Source organism: Phaeobacter sp. G2 (genome assembly GCA_025163595.1).
GTDB lineage: Bacteria > Pseudomonadota > Alphaproteobacteria > Rhodobacterales > Rhodobacteraceae > Pseudophaeobacter.
On sequence record CP104103.1, the window covers coordinates 83,328 to 105,914 of the forward strand.

General features: G+C 61.0%; 15 protein-coding genes. 7 read left to right on the forward strand and 8 right to left on the reverse strand.

Going from position 1 to position 22,587, the window contains the following annotated elements; all coding sequences use genetic code 11:
* Positions 1–6: 6 nt before the first annotated feature.
* Positions 7–705: a CpXC domain-containing protein gene (locus N1037_21705; GenBank protein ID UWS81747.1), complete on the forward strand. Its 699-nt coding sequence runs from the start codon at positions 7–9 to the stop codon at positions 703–705.
* Positions 706–743: 38 nt separating this feature from the next.
* Here the strand turns inward: N1037_21705 and N1037_21710 are convergent, their stop codons facing one another.
* Entirely contained in the window at positions 744–2,990 is a 2,247-nt protein-coding gene (locus N1037_21710) for an EAL domain-containing protein (protein ID UWS81748.1), read from the reverse strand.
* 671 nt (positions 2,991–3,661) lie between these two features.
* Here N1037_21710 and N1037_21715 point away from each other — a divergent pair.
* Positions 3,662–5,764: a DEAD/DEAH box helicase gene (locus N1037_21715; protein UWS81749.1), complete on the forward strand. Its 2,103-nt coding sequence runs from the start codon at positions 3,662–3,664 to the stop codon at positions 5,762–5,764.
* 173 nt (positions 5,765–5,937) lie between these two features.
* Here N1037_21715 and glmM read toward each other — a convergent pair whose 3' ends face one another.
* From glmM to N1037_21750, 7 genes are all read right to left on the reverse strand, one after another.
* Positions 5,938–7,281 (reverse strand): phosphoglucosamine mutase, encoded by a 1,344-nt coding sequence (gene glmM, locus N1037_21720; protein UWS81750.1) that lies wholly within the window; start codon positions 7,279–7,281, stop codon positions 5,938–5,940.
* 299 nt (positions 7,282–7,580) lie between these two features.
* The gene (locus N1037_21725) at positions 7,581–7,838 is read right to left on the reverse strand and encodes a hypothetical protein (protein UWS81751.1); all 258 of its coding nucleotides are present in this window, start codon (positions 7,836–7,838) and stop codon (positions 7,581–7,583) included.
* Positions 7,839–7,984: 146 nt separating this feature from the next.
* A complete protein-coding gene (locus tag N1037_21730; protein ID UWS81752.1) occupies positions 7,985–8,683 on the reverse strand; it encodes a YjbF family lipoprotein in 699 nt (232 codons plus the stop codon).
* Positions 8,680–10,932, reverse strand: a complete 2,253-nt coding sequence (locus N1037_21735) for a YjbH domain-containing protein (GenBank protein UWS81753.1) — start codon at positions 10,930–10,932, stop codon at positions 8,680–8,682. Before N1037_21735 ends, N1037_21730 begins: the two co-directional genes overlap by 4 nt.
* A 151-nt stretch (positions 10,933–11,083) precedes the next feature.
* Positions 11,084–12,958, reverse strand: coding sequence for a polysaccharide biosynthesis protein (locus N1037_21740; protein UWS81754.1), 1,875 nt, complete (start codon positions 12,956–12,958; stop codon positions 11,084–11,086).
* A 297-nt stretch (positions 12,959–13,255) separates the two neighbouring features.
* Positions 13,256–13,867: a sugar transferase gene (locus N1037_21745; protein ID UWS81755.1), complete on the reverse strand. Its 612-nt coding sequence runs from the start codon at positions 13,865–13,867 to the stop codon at positions 13,256–13,258.
* Positions 13,864–14,874 (reverse strand): NAD-dependent epimerase/dehydratase family protein, encoded by a 1,011-nt coding sequence (locus N1037_21750; protein ID UWS81756.1) that lies wholly within the window; start codon positions 14,872–14,874, stop codon positions 13,864–13,866. Before N1037_21750 ends, N1037_21745 begins: the two co-directional genes overlap by 4 nt.
* A 104-nt stretch (positions 14,875–14,978) precedes the next feature.
* On the opposite strand from N1037_21750, the gene N1037_21755 reads away from it, so the two are divergent.
* From N1037_21755 to N1037_21775, 5 genes are all read left to right on the forward strand, one after another.
* The gene (locus tag N1037_21755) at positions 14,979–16,094 is read left to right on the forward strand and encodes a polysaccharide biosynthesis/export family protein (protein UWS81757.1); all 1,116 of its coding nucleotides are present in this window, start codon (positions 14,979–14,981) and stop codon (positions 16,092–16,094) included.
* Between the two features lie 249 nt (positions 16,095–16,343).
* Positions 16,344–16,778, forward strand: a complete 435-nt coding sequence (locus tag N1037_21760) for a hypothetical protein (protein UWS81758.1) — start codon at positions 16,344–16,346, stop codon at positions 16,776–16,778.
* A 60-nt stretch (positions 16,779–16,838) separates the two neighbouring features.
* A complete protein-coding gene (locus tag N1037_21765) occupies positions 16,839–18,071 on the forward strand; it encodes a hypothetical protein (GenBank protein UWS81759.1) in 1,233 nt (410 codons plus the stop codon).
* A 115-nt stretch (positions 18,072–18,186) separates the two neighbouring features.
* Positions 18,187–18,987 carry a methyltransferase domain-containing protein gene (locus tag N1037_21770; protein UWS81760.1) on the forward strand — a complete coding sequence of 267 codons (801 nt, stop codon included), beginning with the start codon at positions 18,187–18,189 and terminating at the stop codon, positions 18,985–18,987.
* A 33-nt stretch (positions 18,988–19,020) separates the two neighbouring features.
* Complete coding sequence (locus N1037_21775) at positions 19,021–22,227, forward strand: FG-GAP-like repeat-containing protein (protein UWS81761.1); 3,207 nt, start codon at positions 19,021–19,023, stop codon at positions 22,225–22,227.
* Positions 22,228–22,587 lie beyond the last annotated feature (360 nt).

Below are 22,587 nucleotides of genomic sequence, written 5' to 3' on the forward strand. Positions count from 1 at the left end.
TAACCGATGTCACTATTTGTTCAGATGAATCTGACCTGTCCTGAATGCGCAGAGGTTTTTACCTATGAGGCGGTGGGCAGCGTCAATGCTGACCGCCGCTCTGATCTGCGCGATGAGATCCTCGAGGGCAGCTTTCAGACCGTAAGCTGTAGCGCCTGCGCCCATGCATTCCGCCTGGAGCCGGATTTCAACTATCTTGATGTGGGGCGGGGTCAGTGGATTGCCGCCCTGCCCGCCCGGAATTTGCGCGACCATCTGGAGATCGCAGCGGACAAACAGGCGGTGTTTGACCTGAGCTATGGGTCCCAGGCGCCGGCGGCGGCGCAAAGCGTTGGCCAGGGGCTGCAGCAGCGGCTGGTCTTTGGCTGGCCTGCCCTGCGTGAAAAACTGGTGCTGCAGGAGATTGGCTTTGATGATGTGCTCTGGGAGGTGGCGAAGCTGGATCTGCTGCGCAGCCTGCCGGAGGCGCCGCTGGCCGAGGGGGTGGACCTGCGTCTGCTGGGGCTGCAGCAGGATATGCTGGATCTGGCCTGGATCCGCGCGGACAGCGAGGAACATCTGAATGGCTTTCAGGTCTCGCGCGCGCTTTATGATGACATTGTCGCCGCGCCGGCCCCCTGGGCTGCGGTGCAGGCCTTGTTGGGGGCCAGCATGTTTGTCGACATCCAGAAGCTGTTTATGGGAGAAGGCGAGGACGCCGCCTGACAGGTCACCGGAGGCTGCCGGTTACCCATCCTGGGGTGTTACCCCTGGATCGTCATATGCAGCCCCTGGCCCGGGAACAGCCGTTGGGTGGCGGCGCGCTCGGCCAGAGGCGGGCCGTCAAAATAACCCTGCAGATAGTCGACGCCGCAGGCCTTCAGCAGCTGGCGGTGTTCGTCGGTTTCGGCACCCTCACCGGTGACCCGCATGCCCAGGGCATGGCCCAATTCGGCAATGGCACCAACAATGGCGCGGGTTTCCTCGGATTCCGGCAGTTTAGAGACAAAAGCCGCATCCACCTTGATCTTGTCGACCGGGAATTTCTGCAGATAGCTGAGCGAGGAATAGCCCATGCCAAAATCATCCAGCGCCACGGTGATGCCCAGTTCTTGCAGCGCCTGGATCTCGCGCAGGGCGGATTGGCCGCTGGCCAGCACCACGGTTTCGGTGATCTCGGCCTCGATCGCCTCGGCAGGGCAGTTGGTCTCAAACAGGCAGTCATTGACAAATTCATCCACCTGGGCGCCGAACAATTTTGGCGACAGGTTGACCGCAACCCGCCCCTGGAAGCCGGCATCATGCCAGCGCGCGGCGGCCAGAAAGGCCTGGGTCATCATCTGATAGGTGAGCTCGCGGATCAGCCCGCAGTCTTCGGCGATGGGAATGAATTCGGCCGGGGAAATTGTGCCCAGCTGGCGGTGGTGCCAGCGCGCCAGGGTTTCAAAGCCGATGACCTCGCCGGTCTGCAGATCGGTCTGGACCTGAAACACCGGTCGCAGATCCCCCTGGGCCAGGGCCTGGCGCAGCTCGCTTTCCAGCAGGCTTTTGCGTTTGATTTCGGTTTCCAGATCCTCGTGGAACACCTCGACCATGCCGCGGCCACCCCGCTTGGCCTCATAGAGCGCCAGATCCGCCCGGCGGATGCCTTCCGAGGGCTCGGACAGCGGCCCCGACAGGGTGGCGATGCCTGCGGACATGCCGGTATGCAGCACCTGGCCGCTGACCTCCTGGGGCTGGGCCATCTCTGCCACCAGGCGGTTGGCGATATTGGTCATCCGGGTCAGGCTGTCGGCGCCCTTGACCAGAATGGAAAATTCGTCGCCCCCCAGCCGGGACGCCATCACATAGGTATTGGCGCAGGATTCAAACCGATGCGCCACCACCCGCAACAGCGCATCCCCCGCCGGATGGCCGAGGGTATCGTTGATCTGTTTGAAATGATCGAGATCCGCCAGCAGGATCGAGACCTCCTCGCCCTGCTGCAGCCAGGTTGCCAGGGTCTGCTCCATCAACCGCCGATTGGGCAGCCCGGTGAGACTGTCATGTTCGGCCAGGAACCGGACGCGCTCGGCCTGGCGGGCCTGATCCGAATGATCCGAGGCCAGCAGCATCGCGCCCAGATACAGCCCGTGCTCGTCGCGGATGGGGCCGCCGCGCACCAAAAGATTGAGCACATGCCCCGACAGGTTATGGGTGGTGGTGGCCTCAAAGGCAAAGCTCTCGTTGTTCTTGATATGGGTGGTGGCCTGCTCGGCCAGCTCTGGCGGCAACCAGGATTTCAGGTTCAGCTGCCGCCCCACCTGGGCATCGCCAAAGAACAGCTCGCCATTGGGGTTACACAGCACCACCTCGCCGGTTTCATCGGCCAGAAGCACCCCGTCACGGGTGGATTGCAGCGCCCGGCGAATGCGCTTGTGCTCGCGGCGCACGCTTTCGTCATCCTGGGCGCGCAGCTCGGCGATCTCATGTGTTTTTTCGTGCAGCTGGTGCAGCGCCTGGGCCATCAGGCCTATTTCATCGCGGCGCTCCAGTCCGGGGACGGTGCCATCAAAAGTATCATTGCGCATGGCTGACAGCGTCTTGATGATCGCCGCCACCGGCCGCGACAGGCGCGACAGGGCCAGGAAGATGACAATGGTAATGATCACCAGCACGAAGCTGGAAAGCGCCAGGTGGCTGAGAATGGCGTTGCGCAGGGGCTCGGCGATGACCGAGGTGGGGAGGATGATTTCCAGATGTCCCAGATCCCGCGGCTGACCGGAACCGGTATAGACAATCTTCTGACTGGCGCGCAGGTCATCGGCTGCGGGACTATAGGCCGGGTTTGTCTGGGCAAAAATCTGGGTGCCGCTGGTGTCAAAAATCTGCATCTGCGCCACCCGATCTTCGCGCAGGATAATCTCGACCAGATTTTGGATCTGGGCCGGATCCTCATACTGCATTGGCTGTGCCAGGGCCGCAGCGGCAAACCGCAGCACCAGATCGCGCTCTTTCTCCAGGGCACTCATAAAGACGTCCCTGTGATCCAGAATCTCATGGGCAATGCTGAAACATTGAATCAGGAAAACCGGGACCAGCATGCTGAGCAACAGGCGGGTGCGGAAAGATGTATTGGCAAAAAAATTCATTTCTTTGCGGAGCCCTGTCCCTGGTTTGACCTGGTCCCTGTGGGTGGCCTGGCCTTTGTGCGTGGCACTACTTCCCCCCGTCGGCGAACCAGTGAGGGCAGCAGTCAGAAAGCGAATACCCCACATGGAAGGGGGCTTTGGTGTGATAATCTGCAGGCGGAGTGTGACAACAGATCGTTAAATGAGCGTATGGAAGGGGGGAGAAACGCGCCTCTTGGGGGGATGGTTTAGCGTTTGAAAATGTAAAAATTGACATAAAGGATCAGGCATAAACCCCTGCTCTGGGCTCTACAGTGCAGCCCCGGAGCCGGCAGCGGCGCCCCAGTCTGTGCCCCAGTCTGTGCGCCAGTTTGCAGCCCAGTCTGCGGCCCAGTCTGCGGCCTCTGCCGGGCAAAGCTGGGCCTGGGTCATTGGCTGCAGCCAGAGATCCCCAGAGATGACTATACATGGGCGCATGAATGGCCTATACGCGGCCAATTGCTGCCGGGGCCTTGGCCTTTCGAGCGGCAGACCTGGTTTGGCCTCCCGCCCCAATAGAAAAGCAGATCATCTTGAAACAGACATTAGCTCTGGCGCTTGAGCGCCGTGGATATTCCTCTTTGACCCCTGTACAGGAGGCGGTCTCTGATCCTGCCCTTGCCGGGGTCGACCTTCTGGTTTCGGCGCAGACCGGGTCGGGTAAGACCGTCGGGTTTGGCCTGGCCATTGCCGATACAATTCTGGGCGCAGAGGATAAATTTTCTCCCGCCGCGACGCCACTGGCGCTGGTGATTGCCCCAACCCGCGAGTTGGCGATGCAGGTCAAGCGGGAACTGGCCTGGCTGTATGGTGAGGCCGGCGCGGTGATGGCCTCCTGTGTGGGCGGCATGGATATGCGCGATGAGCGTCGTGCGCTGGACCGCGGTGCCCATATCGTGGTGGCGACGCCCGGGCGTCTGCGCGACCATATCATGCGCGGTTCCATTGACCTGTCCGATCTGCGCGCCGTGGTGCTGGACGAAGCCGATGAGATGCTGGATCTGGGCTTTCGCGAAGATCTGGAATTCATTCTGGGCGAAAGCCCCGATGAGCGTCAGACATTGCTGTTCTCGGCCACCGTGCCGCCAGCCATTGCCGGTCTGGCCAAAAGCTATCAGCGCGATGCCCAGCGGATCTCGACCGTGGCAGAGAAAAGCCAGCACAGCGATATCGAATATCAGGCGATGTCTGTCGCCGCGCGCGATGATGAAAACGCTATTATCAATGTGTTGCGCTATTTTGAATCGCCCAATGCCATTGTGTTCTGCAACACCCGCGCCATGGTCAACCGGCTGCTGAGCCGGCTGTCCAACCGTGGCTTTTCGGTGGTGGCCCTGTCCGGTGAGCTGTCCCAGGCCGAGCGGAGCCATGCGCTGCAGGCGATGCGCGATGGCCGTGCCCGGGTCTGCGTGGCGACGGATGTGGCGGCGCGCGGTATTGACCTGCCGAACCTGGATCTGGTGGTACACGCCGAGCTGCCCAACAGCCACGAAACCCTGTTGCACCGTTCTGGCCGGACCGGCCGGGCGGGACGCAAGGGCGTCAGCGCCCTGGTGGTGCCGCCCAAATCCACCCGCAAGGCCGAGCGCCTGCTGAAGATGGCCAAGCTCACCGCCACCTGGGACACTGCGCCCTCGGCGGAGATGATCAAGGAACGGGACGGCGAGCGCATGCTGGCAGATCCCGCCTGGAGCGAGGCACCGGCGGCGAGTGAAGAACCCATGGTGGCCAAGCTGGCCGAAGAGTTTTCACCGCAGCAGTTGGCCGCGGCCTATCTGCGGCTGTGGAATGCCGGTCGCTCGGCACCAGAAGAGCTGTCGGCGGCCAATGCCAAGCCCGAACCGCGGGCGCCCTTTGGCCCCAGTACCTGGTTCTCGCTGGACACCGGCCGCGACAAGGGCGCCGATCCGCGCCGCCTGCTGCCAATGCTGTGCCGCGCTGGGGACATCACCAAAAGCGATATCGGTGCGATTCGGATCCAGCAAGACGAAAGCTTTGCCGAGATCCGTGAGGCCCAGGTCGCGGGCTTTCTGAAATCCATGGGGTCCGAGATGGTGCTGGATGACGGCACCAAGGTGACCCAGCTGGCCAGTCCGCCCAATCTGCCTGCCGGCCGTCCTGGGGGGCGTCCCTCTGGCCCCGGTAAATCTGGTCCCGGTAAATCCGGTGGCTACCAAGGCAAGCGCGAGGGCGGCCCCCGCGAGGGTGGCTACAAGGACAAGAAACCCTATGGCGGTGACAAGGGCGGCGACAAGCCGCGCGGTGAGCGTTCTGGGGGCGATCGGTTTGAGCGTCCCGAACGTAAAGAACGGTCGGAACGGCCGCGGCACAAGGCGGCAGCCCCGCGTGAACCCAATGCGGTGGTGAGCGAAGTCAGCCCGCGCAGCAAGCCCGCTGCAAAACCGGCAGCCAAACCGGCGGCAAAGGCAGAGAGCAAGCCGAGCTATCGCGCGGGCGCGGGCGATCCCGGCAAGAGCTGGCGCAAAGAGGGCGGCAAACCTGGCGCAAAACGCAGTGATCCCAAAGGCCCGCCGCCGCCCAAAGGCAAGGCCAGCAGCAAAAAGAACCGCGCCCGCACGGCAGAAGCCAAAGCCGCCAAGGGCGGCGGCGCCAAACCCCGGCGCCCCAAAGCGTAAGGGCAATGGTCTGTTATAAATAGAAAAACGCCGCTGAGGAGCTCTCCTTAGCGGCGTTTTCCGTTTTGGATCTTCCTAAAAATGGGGCGCTGCCCCCGGCCCTTTTGGGCCTCCCCCGAGGTATTTTGGCTAAGATGAAATCCGGCAGCTGCGGCCCTGATGCACCCCTGGGGTCAGCTGGTTGCGGCCTCAACGGCGGCGGCCACCTCGGTTACGGTGGCGTTGAGGAGGGGCTCGTTTTCGCATTCGGCCATTACCCTGATCAGTGGCTCGGTGCCGGATTTGCGGATCAACAGGCGGCCCTTGCCCTCGAGTGCAGCTTCGGCGTCGCGGATTGCGGCCTGCACCGGTGGGCTGTCCAGCGGGGTCTGGCCGGCCGCAAAGCGCACGTTTTGCAGCAGCTGTGGCACCGGGGTGAACTGGGTGAGCAGATCTGAGGCGGGTTTGCCGGTTTCGACCATGGCGGCGAGCATATGCAGCCCGGCCATCAACCCGTCGCCGGTGGTGGCGTGGTCGCTCATCACGATATGGCCGGACTGTTCACCGCCCAGGTTGAAACCGCCGGCCCGCATCCGTTCCACCACATAGCGGTCGCCCACAGCGGTGCGTTCCAGCCGCAGCCCCTGGTCTGCAAGGTGACGTTCGAGACCGAGGTTGGACATCACCGTGGCAACCAGGGCATTGCCCGTCAGGGTTCCGGCCTTGGCCCAGCGGCCAGCCAGCAGGGCCATCAGCTGATCCCCATCGGCGACGCTGCCGGTCTCGTCGATCATGATCACCCGGTCGGCGTCGCCATCCAGACAGATACCCACATCGGCGCCATGGGCCACCACCGCTTCGGCGGCGGTTTGTGGCTGGGTCGAGCCGCAGCCGAGATTGATATTTCGTCCATTGGGGGAGACGCCCAGAGGCACCACCTCGGCGCCCAGCTCCCAAAGTACCTCGGGCGCGGTGCGGTGGGCGGCGCCGTTGGCACAGTCCAGCACCACCTTGAGCCCGTCGAGACGAATGTCCCGCGGCAGCGAGGATTTCACCCGCTCGCCATAGCGGAACCGGGCATCATCGATGCGTTTGGCATGGCCGATGTGCTGCGCCTGCGCAGGCTCCACACCGGCCGCGAGCAGGGCTTCGATTTCCATCTCCGCCTGATCCGACAGCTTGAAGCCGTCAGGGCCGAAGAACTTGATGCCATTGTCTTCGGCCGGGTTGTGGCTGGCAGAGATCATCACGCCCAGGTCGGCGCGCATGGAGCGGGTCATCAGACCCACGGCGGGGGTTGGCACCGGTCCCAGCAAAAGCACGTTCATCCCTGTTGAGGTCAGCCCCGCTGTCAGCGCGTTTTCAAACATATAGCCTGACAGGCGGGTATCCTTGCCGATCACCACCCGGTGGACGCCCCCCGCCTCGCGGCGAAAATACCGCCCCACGGCGGCACCGATGCGCAGCGCCATATCGGCGGTCATTGGATGGATGTTGGCGGTGCCCCGGACTCCGTCCGTGCCAAATAATTTGCGCATTTTGCATCCTATGAAATCATCGTGTTTGCCCGGCTGCAGCCAGGGGCACTAAGACAAAGCGATAGAAGGAAACCCAGAAGTCTGGCCTGTTTCCAGCATAAAGCCGAGCCTGTGTCGGACCACAAGAGCGGTCTCTTGTTGCCGCGAGATTGGCAGGGCTTTGGGCGGATTCTTGCAAACCAGCCAAGGGCAGCCGGCAATCTGAGCCAAAAGAAAACGGGCCCAAAGGGACCCGTTTACTGAAGTCTTCAACACATGATAGCAGGCCAAGCCTGACCGGGCCCAAGGGCCCAAGAGGCTTAGTTGCCGCCTGTTGCTGTTGTTGTTGTTGTGGTGCTGGTGGTGCCGTCTTCGTTGGTGACCGCGATTGTCACGATCGCAACACCCAGAGCAGCTGCACCCACAGTTGCTGCGGTGATGCCGGTGCCAAATGCGCCGCCGCCAGCGCCAGCGCCAGCGCCGCCGGCACCTGCGCCAGGAGCAGGTGGAGTGGCTTGAGCCGCAGCAGTTGTTACGGTCGCTGCGGTGAGCAGCAGGGCAGCAAAGGTATTTTTCATAATCCAAATCTCCTTTGGAATGTCATTTGGTACAACTCTATGCGAGCGGGATGATAATTTCAACGTAAGCCATAGCGGCAAATTGCTTGAAGAATGGTTTTCTCCCACATATTGCCGGAAATTTTAGCAACCTGTGGCAAAAACGCTTAACTTGAGAGGTCCCTAATGCGCAGATAGCCGGTTTCGGGACCTGCCCACTGCCGTGATTTCCAGACTTTCTGACTGCGAGAATCAACCCAATAGTCATTGATAACCACAGTTTGACCCGGCCCTTCGCAGCGCTCCTGTAAGTGGCGGGTATTGTAATACTTCTCGTAGATCTCCAGTTTCTGCGCCCCCAGGTCGCTGAGATCACAGGCTAGGGTGACGATGCGCTGCTGGTTATCGCCGCTGCGCAGATGATAGCTGCGTTCTCCGCCCTGTGCTGGTCCGGCAAGCCCCTCTTGGACCGGGACCCCGGTCGATATCAGGTTTCCCGGCAGCCCTCGGGTGGCAATCAGCAGGCCATTGCGAAAGGATAGAGCGCTGCCATCATCGGCACTCCAGGTGACGATCTCGCCTGGGAGATCATCCTGGCGGATTAGCCTCTGGGCCATGTATCCGGTCACCTCCTGTCGCTCGACAAGGACTTCCAGGTGTGGCCGGTGCTGATCCAGAAAGGCGCGGGTGATCTGCAAGGGGGCTGGATCGGGTGCCCATCGCGCCGCAATGGCATCGCGCAGAGCGCGGCCCACTTCGATGGAGCCGCTGGCTTCCTCGGGGCCTGTACTGCAGCCCGTCAGGATCAAAAGACTGGTCAGGGTGATGGCTTTTTTCAGCGGCTGAGCCAGGGGCAGAGATGTCATTCCCAGAACCTCGCGCGTTGATTTTGCAGGCTGCTGCGATGGGCGGCGCGGATGGAACCATAAAGCCGCCCCGGAACGGCGACGCGCTGGCCGCCATCGCGTTGCGTTGGGCGAATGGTCAGGCCATAGCCCCGGCGACTGGGTTTGCCCAGCATCCAGCCCAGCGGGATCCGAAAGCGAAAGCCCTTGTCAAAGGAGCCTTCACCAAAATCCGCAGCGGAGACATTGGTCAGGGTAAAGAAGGCCCCGACCGACCAGCCATTGTTAAAGACCCGGTCCAGGCTGAAGCTTCCGCCATAATCCCCGGCCAGATAGCGTCCGGCATCCAGCTGAAGATGATAGTTGTTGCTCAGCTGGTAGTAGAGCGAGGCATGGCCAGTAAAGGTCTTGTAATCGCGGAACGACAGGCGCTGGTCATAGTCCCGCTGGACCACGTAGTTGGCCTCGACCCCCAAGGCCAGGGGGCTATTGATGGGTTTCCACAGGACTTCACCGGAGATGCCGCCAAACATGGTTTCAAACAGGCCCACCGTGGTGCGGGCATAGAGATTTTGGCCGGGTTTCCAATTATGGGCGACATAGAGGTTTTCCAGAGTGGTGCCAAACTGAGCATATTTCGAAATATCGGTGCGCACACGGGGCAGCTTCGAGTTGGAGGCGCGGCTGTTGCTCACATTGCCTGCAAGGCGTTGACGCAGGGCGCCGGCAATGATCCAGCCTGGGGCTGGTGCGTAGCTGGCGGTCAGATCGACGCCAAAATCAATGCGGAAGGGGCGCGCCGGGTCAAAATAGGAGGGTTTGGTATAGGGCGCAAAACTGCTGGAAAACGCCGGGTAGAGCTCATCTGAAAACAGCGCATCCTCCGCCAGTGGCTGGGCTGCGGTTATCGCGCTTACGGCACTGATGCCATTGCTGGCATCGGTGGCGAATTCCTGGGCCTCAAGATCCGAGCGCCGCACCGTGATGGTCGACAGGCCAATCCCATTGCGCACCGGGGTGATGCGGAAGGTTTCAACCGAGGCGGGCTGGGTTGCAGCCATGGCCCGCGCCACCCGCCCGGCTGCCTGCATCTCGGATTGATAGCGCGGGTTGCGATAACGCACCTCGGCGCCGGTACCCTCAAAGGTGATGGCCTCGAGAATGAGATCGTCCTTTTTCAAAGCCTCGGCCAGAGTATCGCGAAACAGCGTGGTTTTTTGGCTGCTCTCCACCCAGTCCTGGCTCCAATCCTCTTCGTTGACCGCCCATTGGCTGCGCGGGTAGATCGGCTGCGCCGCGGGCACCACCATGGGGGTCAGCGGGTGATGGGGATTGAGCTGGAACTGGGCGGTAAAGCCGATTTTAGAACCATAGAGATAATAGGCACCGAGCCGGGTGCGATCACTATACTGGTATTCGGCGCCAAAATTCAGCGCTGATTTGCGCTCAAACACATTCGACACCTGTGTCTCGGTGACATAGGCATCGGTGGAATATTCCGCTTTCAGGCTGAGCCGCTCATTGGGCTGCCACTCGATACCGCCAAAGGGGGCAAAATCGCCGCGAAACCATTGGTCATAAGACAGCTCGCCCCCGGTGGAGCCGCCGACAAATGTGGGCCGCACCCCGCCGATATTGCCAATGGCCCCATGCGAGCCCAAGCGTCCCCAGCCGAGACCTGCGCTGATTTTCAGCTGGCCGGGGCCGCTGCGGCGTGACAGGGCTGGCGTCTGAAACCGTTTGGTGGCGACAAAATATTCCGCCGCATAGACCCCGGTGCCGGCAAAATCCTGCAAACCCATGGTGACCTCGGGCAGCCAGCCACGTTCTTTCCACAGCCGGGCGCGCACATCAAAGCCGCGGTCATAATAGGTGGAAAAGCCAAAGAGATTGAGGTTCCTGATGCCATTGTAGCGAAAGCTGGCAGAGAGCCAGGGCAACGCCTGAAAGGTGACATTGTAGCGACTAGTGCCGCCAAACCAGGAATAGCTCACCGCATAGGTGCCATCGGGCAGCATCTCGGCTGAGGGGGTGTCGATGATGCCGGGGGTGCCATAGAAGTTCAGCGCAGGCGGGGGCAGCGGTTTGAACCGCGGCGCCGCCGCATCACTGCCGGGCTCTGGGTTTTGCGGCCTGCGGGTGATCTCGGGGAGCCAGGCCTGGGCGGCAGGAACAGGGAGACAGGTCACCGCCACGGCAACCAGCAGCTTCCAGCCCAGGGCTGGTTTGGAGAAGGAAGCCCTGAGCAGGCGGAAAAAACTGCGAGTCACGAAGAGAATTGCCTTATGCCTGTCGATTCGCCCCTCTGAATGAGGAAACTATGCCTATCGGTGTCAGTATTGCCAGTTTTGACCCGCCGCGAATAGAACATAAAACGGACCATAGGATCAACGCAGTCCCTCTCGCAACCTGCCAGACAGATCAGGAGGTCTTGCGATCTGTATCCTGGCTGCCATAGCCTTCGACCCAGCGCTGCAGCACCTGACGCGCGGCCAGTGCATCTCCGGAGGCCAGAGACTGGCGCAGCCCGCGCATAAAGGCCGCAACCTCGATCTCTGACAGCACGGTTTCACGGGCACAAAAGATCTTCGGATGGCGGGTGGTGATCAACTCATTCGTCAGGGTGAGTTCTTCTTCCATCTTTTCACCAGGCCGCAACCCGATGATCTCGATACTGATATCCCCCTCGGGATTGGTTTCGTCGCGTAGGGTATAACCGGCGCTTTCGATCACCTGGCGGGCCAGCTGCAAGATCGATACCGGTTCGCCCATATCCAGCACAAAGACTTCGCCGCCACGGGCCTGAGCGCCGGCCTGCAACACCAGTTGGACAGCTTCCGCGGTGGTCATAAAAAAGCGCTTCACCCGCGCATCGGTCACTGTCACCGGCCCACCGCGGCTGATCTGATCCTGAAACAGGGGCACCACCGAACCGGAGGAGCCCAGTACATTGCCAAAGCGCACCATGGTAAAGATAGTCTGACTGCTACGGGTGGCCAGATCCTGCAGCAGCAGTTCGGCCATCCGCTTGGAAGCCCCCATCACATTGGTCGGGCGCACCGCTTTATCGGAGGAAATCAGGATAAAGCGCTCTACCCCGGCCAGGGCCGAAGCCTGCGCCAGATTCTGGGTGCCAAAGACATTATTGGCCAGCCCAGGCAGCGGGTTGGCCTCGACCAGGGGAACATGTTTATAGGCCGCCGCATGCAGCACCACCTGGACACCATGGGTTTCCAGCACGCCGCGCACCTGGCGTGGATCGGTGACCGTCCCCAGGATCGGCACTATTTCGACCCCGATTTCGGCGGCCTGCTGTTCCAATTCCTGGTGCACGGTATAAAGGGCCAGTTCGCTCAGCTCGAACAGCACCAGCTTGGTGGGGCGGCAGCGCAGCACCTGACGGCACAGTTCCGATCCGATGGAGCCGCCGGCTCCAGAAACCAAAATCACCCGATTGGCATAGGAGCTGCTGGCTTCATTCAGCGGCAAATTATGGCTTTTACGGCCCAGGAATTGCTGCGGCGGTACTGGCGTCAGCTTATCGACCAGAGCCTCCTCGCCAATGAGCTGGGCAAAGGAGGGCAGCGCCTGCACCTCGAGCCCCATACCCTGCAGGCGTAGAATGACCTGAGCCTGTTTCGGTTGGCTCTGCGAGGGCATCGCCAGAAGCACCCGATTGATCTGACGGGTTTGCACCAGCTCCTGGATGCGGGAGGGGGCAAAAACCTGAAGCCCCACCAGGGTCATGCCCTGCAACGATCCATTGTCATCAACAAAGGCTACCGGATCGATACCATCATGGGATTTCAGCGCCTGCGCCAGTTGGGTGCCGGTGGTGCCGGCGCCATAGATCAGTACCCGGCAGCGCGGGCTGGCGCGGCGGTAGATCATCAGAACGATCTGATGCAGGAACGCCCGGGTCGCCATCATGAACAGCATATAGCTGGTGGCAAAAACCACATGGGTGCCCGAGGGCAGATCCGGTCCAAACAGATGGGTCAGCACAGCCAAGACCACCGCCGTCATAACCGCAACCACCCCGGTCAGCGCCACAGCGTGACGTTCATAGGCATTGAGCTGCACCATCGGCAGGCCCAGCCAGACAGAGCTGGCCGCCATCACCAGCATCACATAGGGCAGCACAGGCAGCATCGCAGCCAGCGTGTGCAGGGCCGGATCCGGCAGCGGCTGTACGGTCAGGGTAAACAGCAGGGCCAGTGGGATCAGCCCCAGATCAATCGCCAGAAAGACATAGGATTTCTGTTTCCGCGAAAGCGCACTAATTAGGTTGAACATCCCACAGCCCTATTCAATATTTTGCCCCCCGCAGAAGGCCTGGTGCGATCTATTTGTTGAAAACACGGTCTTTGGCAGCCGTCAAAGGCGTTGAATTGCGCCTCGTTAAAAGCAAATTTCACTCACTCTTCCATGGTTTAATCGTCCACCGCTAGCACAGAACCGCAGGAGAGGCAAAGCCAACAGGCCTGCCCTAGGCCACTCCAGCCCCCCCTGTTGGCCATGTCGGCCATAAAGCGCCGAGAGGCTGTCATGGAATTGCGGGGTCACACGGATTTTGCCCCTTCTGACAGCGCTTCAGCCGCGCCGAAACAATCCGCCGATGGTCTGGAACACCAGATCCAGATCATAACAGACACTCTGGTGGCGCTGATACATCAGATCCAGGCGCGCCTTGGCTGGCACGCAGATGCGAGAGTAGACCGCATCGGTCTCTTCGGCACTCTGGCAGCGCTTCAGCAGGGCGGTCTCATGCTTGTGATAGGTGATCGAGGCAAGCCCGGTCACGCCAGGACGTGATTTCAATACCTCGGCGTAGATTTCGGGGTGGGCTTCGACATATTGGCGCAGCGGTGGGCGGGGGCCAACAAAGGAGAGATCCCCTTTCAGGATATTCCACAGCTGCGGCAGCTCATCCAGCCGTTTGGCGCGCAGCCAGGCGCCAGTCTTGGTGATCCGCGCGGCCTTATCGCCGCCTGAAACCCCGGAGTCTTCACCCACCTGGGTCATGGTGCGCAGTTTCCACAGCTGAAACCCGCGGGTTGGAGTGGTCATCCGCTCTGACAGGTAAAATATTGGCCGCCCCTCTTTCCACAGGAGCAGCAGCAAGATCAGCAGCAAGATTGGCCCCAGGATCACAATCAAAAGGCTGACAAAGAAAAGGTCAAAAAGACGTTTGCGCCAAGTCATGAGCGATAAAAATCCTTTGTTTGCAAAAGCTTTTGCAAGGTTTGAACAGGGTTTTTCTCCGCCTCTTTCCCGTGGCGGGACGAGGGCTGCACGGCCGCCCATTCGGTCACCATATAGGCCGCATCCGCAGGGGGCGACAGCGCTGTCTGCAGGCGAGCGTCCCCGGCTTCCGACAGGACCTGACGCAGGCGGCTCACATCGAGCTCGACTTCGGAAATGGCGCTGGCAGGGGCCGGGCGCCAGGCAAACTCCAGCTCCGCCGCGCGCAGCAGTGCTGCCATCTCGATGGCACCCGACTGCGCCAGATTAAGCAGCGGCGGCAGGTCGGATTGGCGGACCAGCGCCGCCAGGACCCGGGCCAAGGTCACACTGCCGATGTAGCTGCGTTGCGGGCTGCGGCCATCGGCAAATTGATCCAGGGTAAACCCCGGCTGCCAGCCGCCCAGGATAGCATCCAGCCCAGCGATATTGCCGATGCGCAGCGCCGTGACCGGCACCCCCAGTTGCTGCCCCAGCGCCAGCGCCTGCTGCTCCATTTCCGCCTTGGCGGCGCCATAGGCATTGGCGGGGCTGAGTGGACTGTCTTCGCTGAGCAACCCTGGCTGGTTGCCATAAACCGCCGCCGACGAGCTGAGCAGCACCCGCGCCGTCGGCGCCCCTGATATTTCGGCGGCGCGCGCCGCTGCCTGCACTGCCGCGCAGGCCAGGCGGGTGTTATCCGCCAGATCCATGCCCCGCCCCGGAATACTGCCCGCCAGGCAGAGCACCGCCTCGGCTCCAGCAAGTAGCTGCACCAGCCCTGCCGGATCCTTTAGAGGGTCCAGCAGTGCAGGCGCTGCCACCTCTGGTCGCTGCAGTAACGGGTTACGGCTTTGCCAGCGGATTTCAACCCCCGCCAGGGGGGCGGCCAGGGGGCCGGACTGGGATACGATCTCGGGCCAGCAGTGGCGTAGCACCCTGCCGATCCGCCCCGAGGCCCCTAGAACGACTGTGACCGGAAAACCCATATGCCGCCTCTGTTTGTATCAGATGCGCAGTTCAGTTGACGCGCCGTCTAAGCCCAGTATCTTGCGGGCAGCAAAAATCAAGACCATTCCTGAAAAGAGCTTCTATGCGCCTTCCGATTCTTCTGTTCGCTGCTGTCAGCCTGCTTTTGTTGCCAGTTGCCTGCGGGCGTTTGCCCGGTGGCGCCCCCGCCAGTGAAGAGATCATCAAACAATCCTCAGATGTGGATGCGGATTTTGCTCTCTACGCGGTCAACCGGGCCTTTTTGCCAACGGCGGCGCAGTGGCCGTCCACCGGCAAGCAGGAGCGGCTCAATTGGATCGGGGCCAGCAATGGTGCCAAGACCCAGATCATCCAGCCGGGTGACACACTCACGCTGCGGATCTGGGACAGCAGTGACAATTCCCTGCTGACCTCACCGGAACAAAGGGACGTGCAGTTGCAGGATGTACGCGTTGCCGCAAATGGCAGCGTCTTCATGCCCTATGTCGGCAATGTGAATGTGCTGGGGCTAACGCCGGATCTGGCCCGCGAGCAATTGCAGGTGGAGCTGGAAGCCATCGTGCCCTCGGCACAGCTGCAACTGGACATGGCCGAGGGGCGCAACAACTCGGTGGATCTGGTCTCGGGCGTTGCCAGCCCCGGCACCTATCCGATGCCCAATCGCAACTTTTCGGTGATGGGGCTGATCTCCATGGGCGGTGGCATCAGCGCCAATCTCAACAATCCACAAATTCGCCTGGTGCGCGGCCGCAGCATCTATGGCACCTCGGTGGATGCGCTGCTGAATGATCCAAACAAGGACAGCCTGCTGCGCGGGGGGGATCGGGTCTTTGTCGAAGAGGATGAGCGCTACTTCCTCTCCTTTGGCGCCACCGGCGAGGAAGATCTGCATATCTTCAGCAAAGATGAAATGTCGGCGATGGATGCCATGTCGGTGGCCGGCGGGTTTCAGGACAGCCGCGCCGATCCTCAGGGTCTGTTGATCCTGCGCGAATATCCCCCCTCTGCTATAGCACCCGGAGTGCGGGGGCCGCGCCATACGCGGGTGGTCTTTACCCTGGATCTGACCTCGGCGGATGGGCTGTTTTCCGCCCGCCAGTTCCAGATCAATCCCGGAGATCTGGTGATGGCAACGGAATCGCCGCTCAATGATGCGCTCACCATCTCCAATATCATCGGCAACTTCTTTGGCGTCTTCAGCCGCGCTGGCGTTCTGTAACCGGGATAGCACCGCCAAAGAGGCTTCTTTGGCGCCAAAACCGCAGGGGGGGGGCGTAACGACCACAGCACAGATGCAAGAGAGGTAAAAACAACCGCGGGACTCAAAAAAAGCTTAAGATTCTTCGCATTTACCCCTATTCTAACGCAAATGTGTAGAGGGTGTCAGAGATGGTGCCTTTGTTTGTTCCGATCATATCTAGCTGTTTTTGTTCCACAAAACTGCCCTAGGGCAATGAGGCAACCAATGATGAAAACGATCACGTGTCGCGCCCGTCAGGCGGGCAGAATTCTGAGCCTGGGGCTTGGTCTCGCCCTGGCCAGTGCCGCAGCGGCGCTGACGGTGGATCCGGTCCAGCAGTATAATTCCAATGCCGTTTGGTTCGAAAACTGGACCGGTCTGAGCAATGCTACCCTGATTGTGGCCGCCCCCAATGGCAAGGTAACCGAAGTCTTTGCCGCCACCGGTACCCCGGTGTTTGAGCTGTCCCGCGACCAGGTTCAGGACGGCACCTACCGCTATGAGCTCAAGGCTGCCACGGACGAGCAAGTTGAAATCGTCAATCCCATCGACAATGGCCGCGGTGAGACCGCCACCACCAGGGGTAAGGGGTTTTACATGAATGGGTCTTTTGTGGTGTCGCGCGGGGTAATCATTACCCCCGAAGAGATCCGCGAAGACTGACCCTTACGCAGAATAACCGCGACACAGCAGGGGCTGCTTCGCACCGAAGAAAGGATTTTTATGACTTATATGTTCCAGCGCAGCCTGATTGCAGGCGTTAGCACCCTGGGTCTGATGGCCGGTGTCGCCCAGGCAGATCAGGTCATCTCTGACGACCTGATCGTGCAAAACAGCATCTGTGTCGGCCAGGATTGCGTCAATGGCGAAAGCTTTGGCTTTGACACCATCCGCCTAAAAGAAAACAACCTGCGGATCCGCGCCATGGATACCTCAAATTCCGGCAGTTTCCCAACCCGTGACTGGCAGCTGGTCTTCAATGACAGCACAAACGGCGGGCAGGACAGGTTCTCGGTCGAGGATATTGATGGCGGCCGCACCCCCTTTACCATCGAAGCCTCGGCGCCTTCGCATTCGCTCTATACGGATGACGGCGGCCGCATCGGCCTGGGGACCAGCACTCCAGTGGTCGAGCTGCATGTGGTGGATGGGGATTCCCCAACCATGCGCCTGGAGCAAGACGGCTCCTCTGGCTTTACCCCCCAGACCTGGGATGTGGCCGGCAACGAGACCAACTTCTTTGTACGCGACGCCACCAATGGCAGCCTGATCCCCTTCAAGATCCGCCCCACGGCACCGAACAACTCGATCTATGTCGATACCGATGGCGATATTGGCCTGGGCACCACCAGCCCGGATGCAGGGCTGCATATCACCCGCGGCTCGCTGCTTGTGGAACAGGGGGACGGTGGCGCTGGATCGGCGCCCCTGCATGTGCGCCGGTCTGATGGCAGTGCTATGATCTTGGTTGAGGAGACCGCTGCGGCCGCGGCTGCCAGACAGCTTCTGAAGCTGCAAAACAACGGCACAGTCTTCATGAGCCTGACCGAAACCGGCAGCAATTTCACCTGGAACGTGCAACACCAGACGGACAATAGCTTCCGGATTACCAACGGGGCCAACGCCGGCGAAGAATTCCGCCTGGAAAGCAACGGGGATTTGCGGATTTCCGGCGGCCTGGTGACCAGCACCGCAGGCAGCTGTACCGGGGTCACGCCCTGTGACCGCGTGTTCGACCCCGAGGTCTATACTGTTGCTTCGATCGAAGACCATGCCGCCAGTATGTGGGCCAACAAGCATCTGCCAGCGGTCGGAGCAACCCGCCCGGATGAGCCGCTACGGGTAACCAACAAACTCCTGGCCATGCTGAACGAGCTTGAGCATGCTCATATCTACATCGAGCAACTCAATACCCGGGTGAAGGATCTCGAAATGCAGCTGGCCAAGGCCGAATAAGCCTCTGGCTCTGTAAACCCGCCTGATATGGCTGCGACAGACTGAAAGTGCACCGCTATCGTGCCTTTTGGTCTGTCTGCGCGCAGATCCGCCTCTAGATGAAGATCATTAAACCATGCCCTCCAATACCCCCCCCGGCCTGCCTGCATCCGGTCTCTCGGCAACAGGGTCTGAAACAACTCTGGAAGAAGACATCCTGGCCACACGGAAAATGGCCCCGGGCGGCGAGAATTACCGAGCCTATGTCGGCCCGCCTCAGCAATATGATTTCATGGGGGCCACCCAGTTCCGCCTAGTCACCTCTCTGGGGCTGCGCGAAGACCATCATCTGGTGGATATCGGCTGCGGATCTCTCAGGGCAGGGCGGCTTTTACTGCAATATCTGATGCCTGGGCGCTACACTGGGATCGAGCCCAATTCATGGCTGTGGCAGACAGCGGTCGCACAGGAGATCGGCCAGGATGTTCTGGACATCAAAGCCCCGCGGTTTTTTGACGAAAGCGATTTGAGTCTGGCTGGTGTCGCCGATCACAGCAGCGATTTCATCGTGGCCCAGTCGATATATTCCCATGTCGGCCTCGACTTGTTGCAAAGCTCCTTGGCAGCGGCTTCACGCTGCCTGTCGCAGCAGGGCCAGTTCTTGTTCACGGCCATTCTGGCCGACTGTGCCGGGGCCGCCAATAAGACCAAGGGGAGCGCCTATTCCGGATGGCTTTATCCAGAGTGCACCCTGTTTGAGGAAGATGCCATCACAGAGGCCTGCCAGCAGAGCGGCTTGCATGTGCAAAAACTGTCTTGGTACCATCCGCGGCAGGTCTGGTTCCGGGCGGTGCGGGATCCTGATATGTGTCTAACAACGCATATGGTTCAACAATTGGGAACCGGCCGCCCCCTGTTCGACACTCGGTTCAAATAGATACCCAAAAATGCGGAATACGGCCAGGATACCATGTTACTGATACGCGCTCTGACCTCTCACAAACCTCTGGTCCTGTCCCTGCTGATTTTGGGCACGCTGGCCTATCTGTTCTGGACCGGCTCACGCTATCCGGCGCTGAATGAAAAGCTGATGATGTCGGGGGCGATCCAACTTGAGGATCCCTTGAGCTTTGAGGCAAAATACCCGCTAACCGAGGCCATGAGCATCCCGGAGAGGGTGTTTTATTCCACCCTGAACTGGATCAATACCAATAAGAAGGGGATGACATTTGGCATCCTCTTTGCGGCCGCCTTTATGACCACGCTGGGTTATCTGCGCCGCCGCAGCCTCGCGAGCGGCTTTGCCAATTCCGTGCTGGGGCTGTTTCTGGGCGCGCCGCTGGGGGTCTGCGCCAATTGCGCCGCCCCCATTGGCCGCGGGCTTTATGCCTCGGGGATGCGGGCCGAGACGGCGCTGTCGGCCATGGTGGCCTCCCCCACTTTGAACTTTGTGGTGCTGACCATGCTGCTGGCGCTGGTGCCGTTTTATATGGTGGTGATCAAGGTGGCCCTGTCGCTGGTGGTGATCCTCGCGGTGGTGCCACTGCTCTGCCGCCTGCTGCCAGTTCCGCAGCAGGCAGAGGTCTCTGCCGCCACCGCCTCCGTGCCGCCAAGCTGGAGCGCCGCCGAACTGGCCGCAGGTGATCTGGAGGCTGGTAATCTGGAGGCGGGCGCCCCCCACCGCGAGGGGCTGATCCGCGCCCTCGGGGAGGTGATCAAGGCCTATCTGGGCAATCTGTGGTATATCGTGCGGATGACAGTGCCGCTGATGCTGGCGGCGGGGTTTCTGGGCGCGCTGGTGGGCACATTGCTGCCCTCCGAGATGATTACCACCTTGCCCTTTGGCCTCGGTATCCTGCTGCTGGTCGCCCTGGTGGGGCTGTTCATGCCGGTGCCGATTGGCTTTGACGTGGTGATGTGCGGGGTGTTGATCGCCAGCGGGCTGGCGCAGGGCTATGTCATGGCACTACTGATGACCCTGGGCAGTTTTTCGATCTATTCCTTCTTTATTATCAATCAGATGCTGGGGCTGCGCATCGCTGCCCTGCTGGGAGCGGCAATTGCCAGCCTTGGCATTCTGGCCGGCCTCGGGGCGCAGAGCTATCACAATTGGCAAAGCCAGCGCGCCCTGGAGATGCTGTTGCAAAGCGCGGCGCCACAGGCGGTTCAGCCCGCCGCCACAGCCAACCCGTCTGCCGGCCTGTCAGACGGCCTGTTCTGGAGCGCCGCCCAGGCGGCAACCCTGGATGCGGATCCGCTGCTGCAGGTGACCAGTGCGGATACCAGTGCAGATGCCAGTGCGATCCAGATCACCACCACGCCCTTTGCACCGCGCTCAGCCGCCGCCGAAACCCTGTTCACCCGCGCCGAGGCCCGTGAATTTGGCATTGATAAACCGCTGGAATTCTCCATGCGCGATATGTGGCCGCCCTTCTGGGAGGGGCGCAGCCTGTCTTCGGGCGATATCGACGGCGATGGCGACATCGACCTGGCGGTGGCCTCCACCGAGGCGGGGCTTTATCTGTATAGCAACGATGGCCAGGGGCAGTTTTCCCGGGTGGATCTGGATCTTGGACCGCTGGCGGACCTGCAGGTGTTTAATGCGGTGCTGGTGGATATCGACAATGACGGCTGGCTGGATCTGTTCCTGGCCAGCTACCTCAAGGGCAATTTCTGGTGGCGCAACCATGGCGGTGCCTTTGGCGCCACGCCGCTCAGCCCGGTGCAAAACCAGGCCGAGACACCGCTCTCCATGGCGCTGAGCTTTGCTGATCTGGACGGCGATGGCTATCTGGACCTGGGGCTCGGCAACTGGGCGGCGGGCTGGTACCGGCGCATTCCGGGCGAGGAGTCGCGCAACCGGGTGGTGTTTAACCCCGATGGCGCCCTGAGCGGCCAGAGCTTTCACGAGTTGCCCGGTATTCCCGGCGAGACCCTGTCGCTGTTGTTCAGCGATTTTGACGGCGACGGCGCCCAGGATCTGATTGTCGGCAATGATTTTGACATCCCCGATTACTTTTATCGCGGCGATGGCCAGGGCGGTTTGCAGATGGTGACCCAGCCCGAGGGGCTGATCCCCCACACCACCACCACCACCATGGCGGTCAAGGTGGCGGATCTATTCAATGACACCCGCCCCGAGATCTATCTGGCACAGATCGCCGGTCGCTCCTCCGGGGTCTCCGAGCGGTTGAAGATGCAGCCGCTGGCGCTCTATTGCGATGCCATTCAGGACGCTCAGGCCCGGGCCACCTGCCAGCAGAACATGGCGATCAAGGAGTGGTATAAATCCGGCAACCGTTTTGATCCCTCTTATGCCGGGCGCTGCCAGACCCTGGCCGAGCGCAACCGCGACGTGTGCAAGGCGATGCTGATCAAGGATCTGGCCATTCAAAAGCGCGACGCCAGCCTCTGTACGCTGATCCCGGCGCCGCAGGTGGTGCCGCGGGCCTATTGTGATCTGCATTTCAAGCCCAGCCGCCAGCCCCTGGCGGAAGAAATCGCTCTCAGCCATCCGCAGATCCTGCGGGCCAATGTGCTGCTGGACTGGCAGGGCACGGCCTATGCGGATACGGCGGCGGCCCATGGGCTGGAGGTGGGCGGCTGGAGCTGGGACACCAAGGTGGCGGATTTTGACCAGGACGGCTGGCAGGATCTCTATATTGTCAATGGCACCTGGGTCCCCAATGAGGTCTCACCTTCCAATCTGTTCTTTCACAACACGGGCGACGGCAGCTTCCGCGAGGCCTCGGCCGAGATGGGGCTGGAGGATTACCTGATGACCGCCGCTGCCACCCAGTTTGATATGGATGGCGATGGCGATCTCGATTTGCTGGCGCATCCGGTCAATGGCCCGCTGACCCTGTGGCGCAACAATGGCCAGCAGCCCGGGCTGGTGGTGCAGCTGGAAGATCACCGTGGCAACCGCGCCGCCATTGGCGCCCGTGTCACCCTGGAAATGGCGCCTGGATCCGCAATGGGCGCCACCCAGACCCGCGAGATCCAGCTGGGCGGCGGTTTCATGAGCTTTGATGCGGCGCGCGTCCATTTTGGTCTCGGCCAGAGCGGCGCCGCCCAGGGGCTGCGCATCCGTTGGCCCGATGGGGAAGAGACCCATCTGCAGGGGCCTCTGGTGCCGGGACAGCTCTATCATATTCGCCGCCAGTCGGCGCAGTGAGGCAGCAAAACCTGCAGGGGACCAAGGGAATCACATCAAAAAGCCGGATCTAAACCCCCCGGGTCAAAAAAACCGTCAAAGAGCAGGGTTGCGGCATTTTTTCCGCTCTTGGGTGGCTGTCTGAAGATCGCTCTGAGGCGGCACCCTGTGTGTTTCTTTATGTGTATTCCGTGCGTATATCACGCAACCCCAGCGGTTGCCGGGGCGGCCATCAGCGGAAACTGGCCAATCTGCGACAGTTGTCGAAAATCTTTATCTTTTAAAAATGTGTCATTGCTGCGCGGCGCATCAAAGCTCTACGCTACCGCGAGCCTGTAAGCTGCCGCGCATGGGTTTGTTCGCATTTTGAAGACCTCTCAT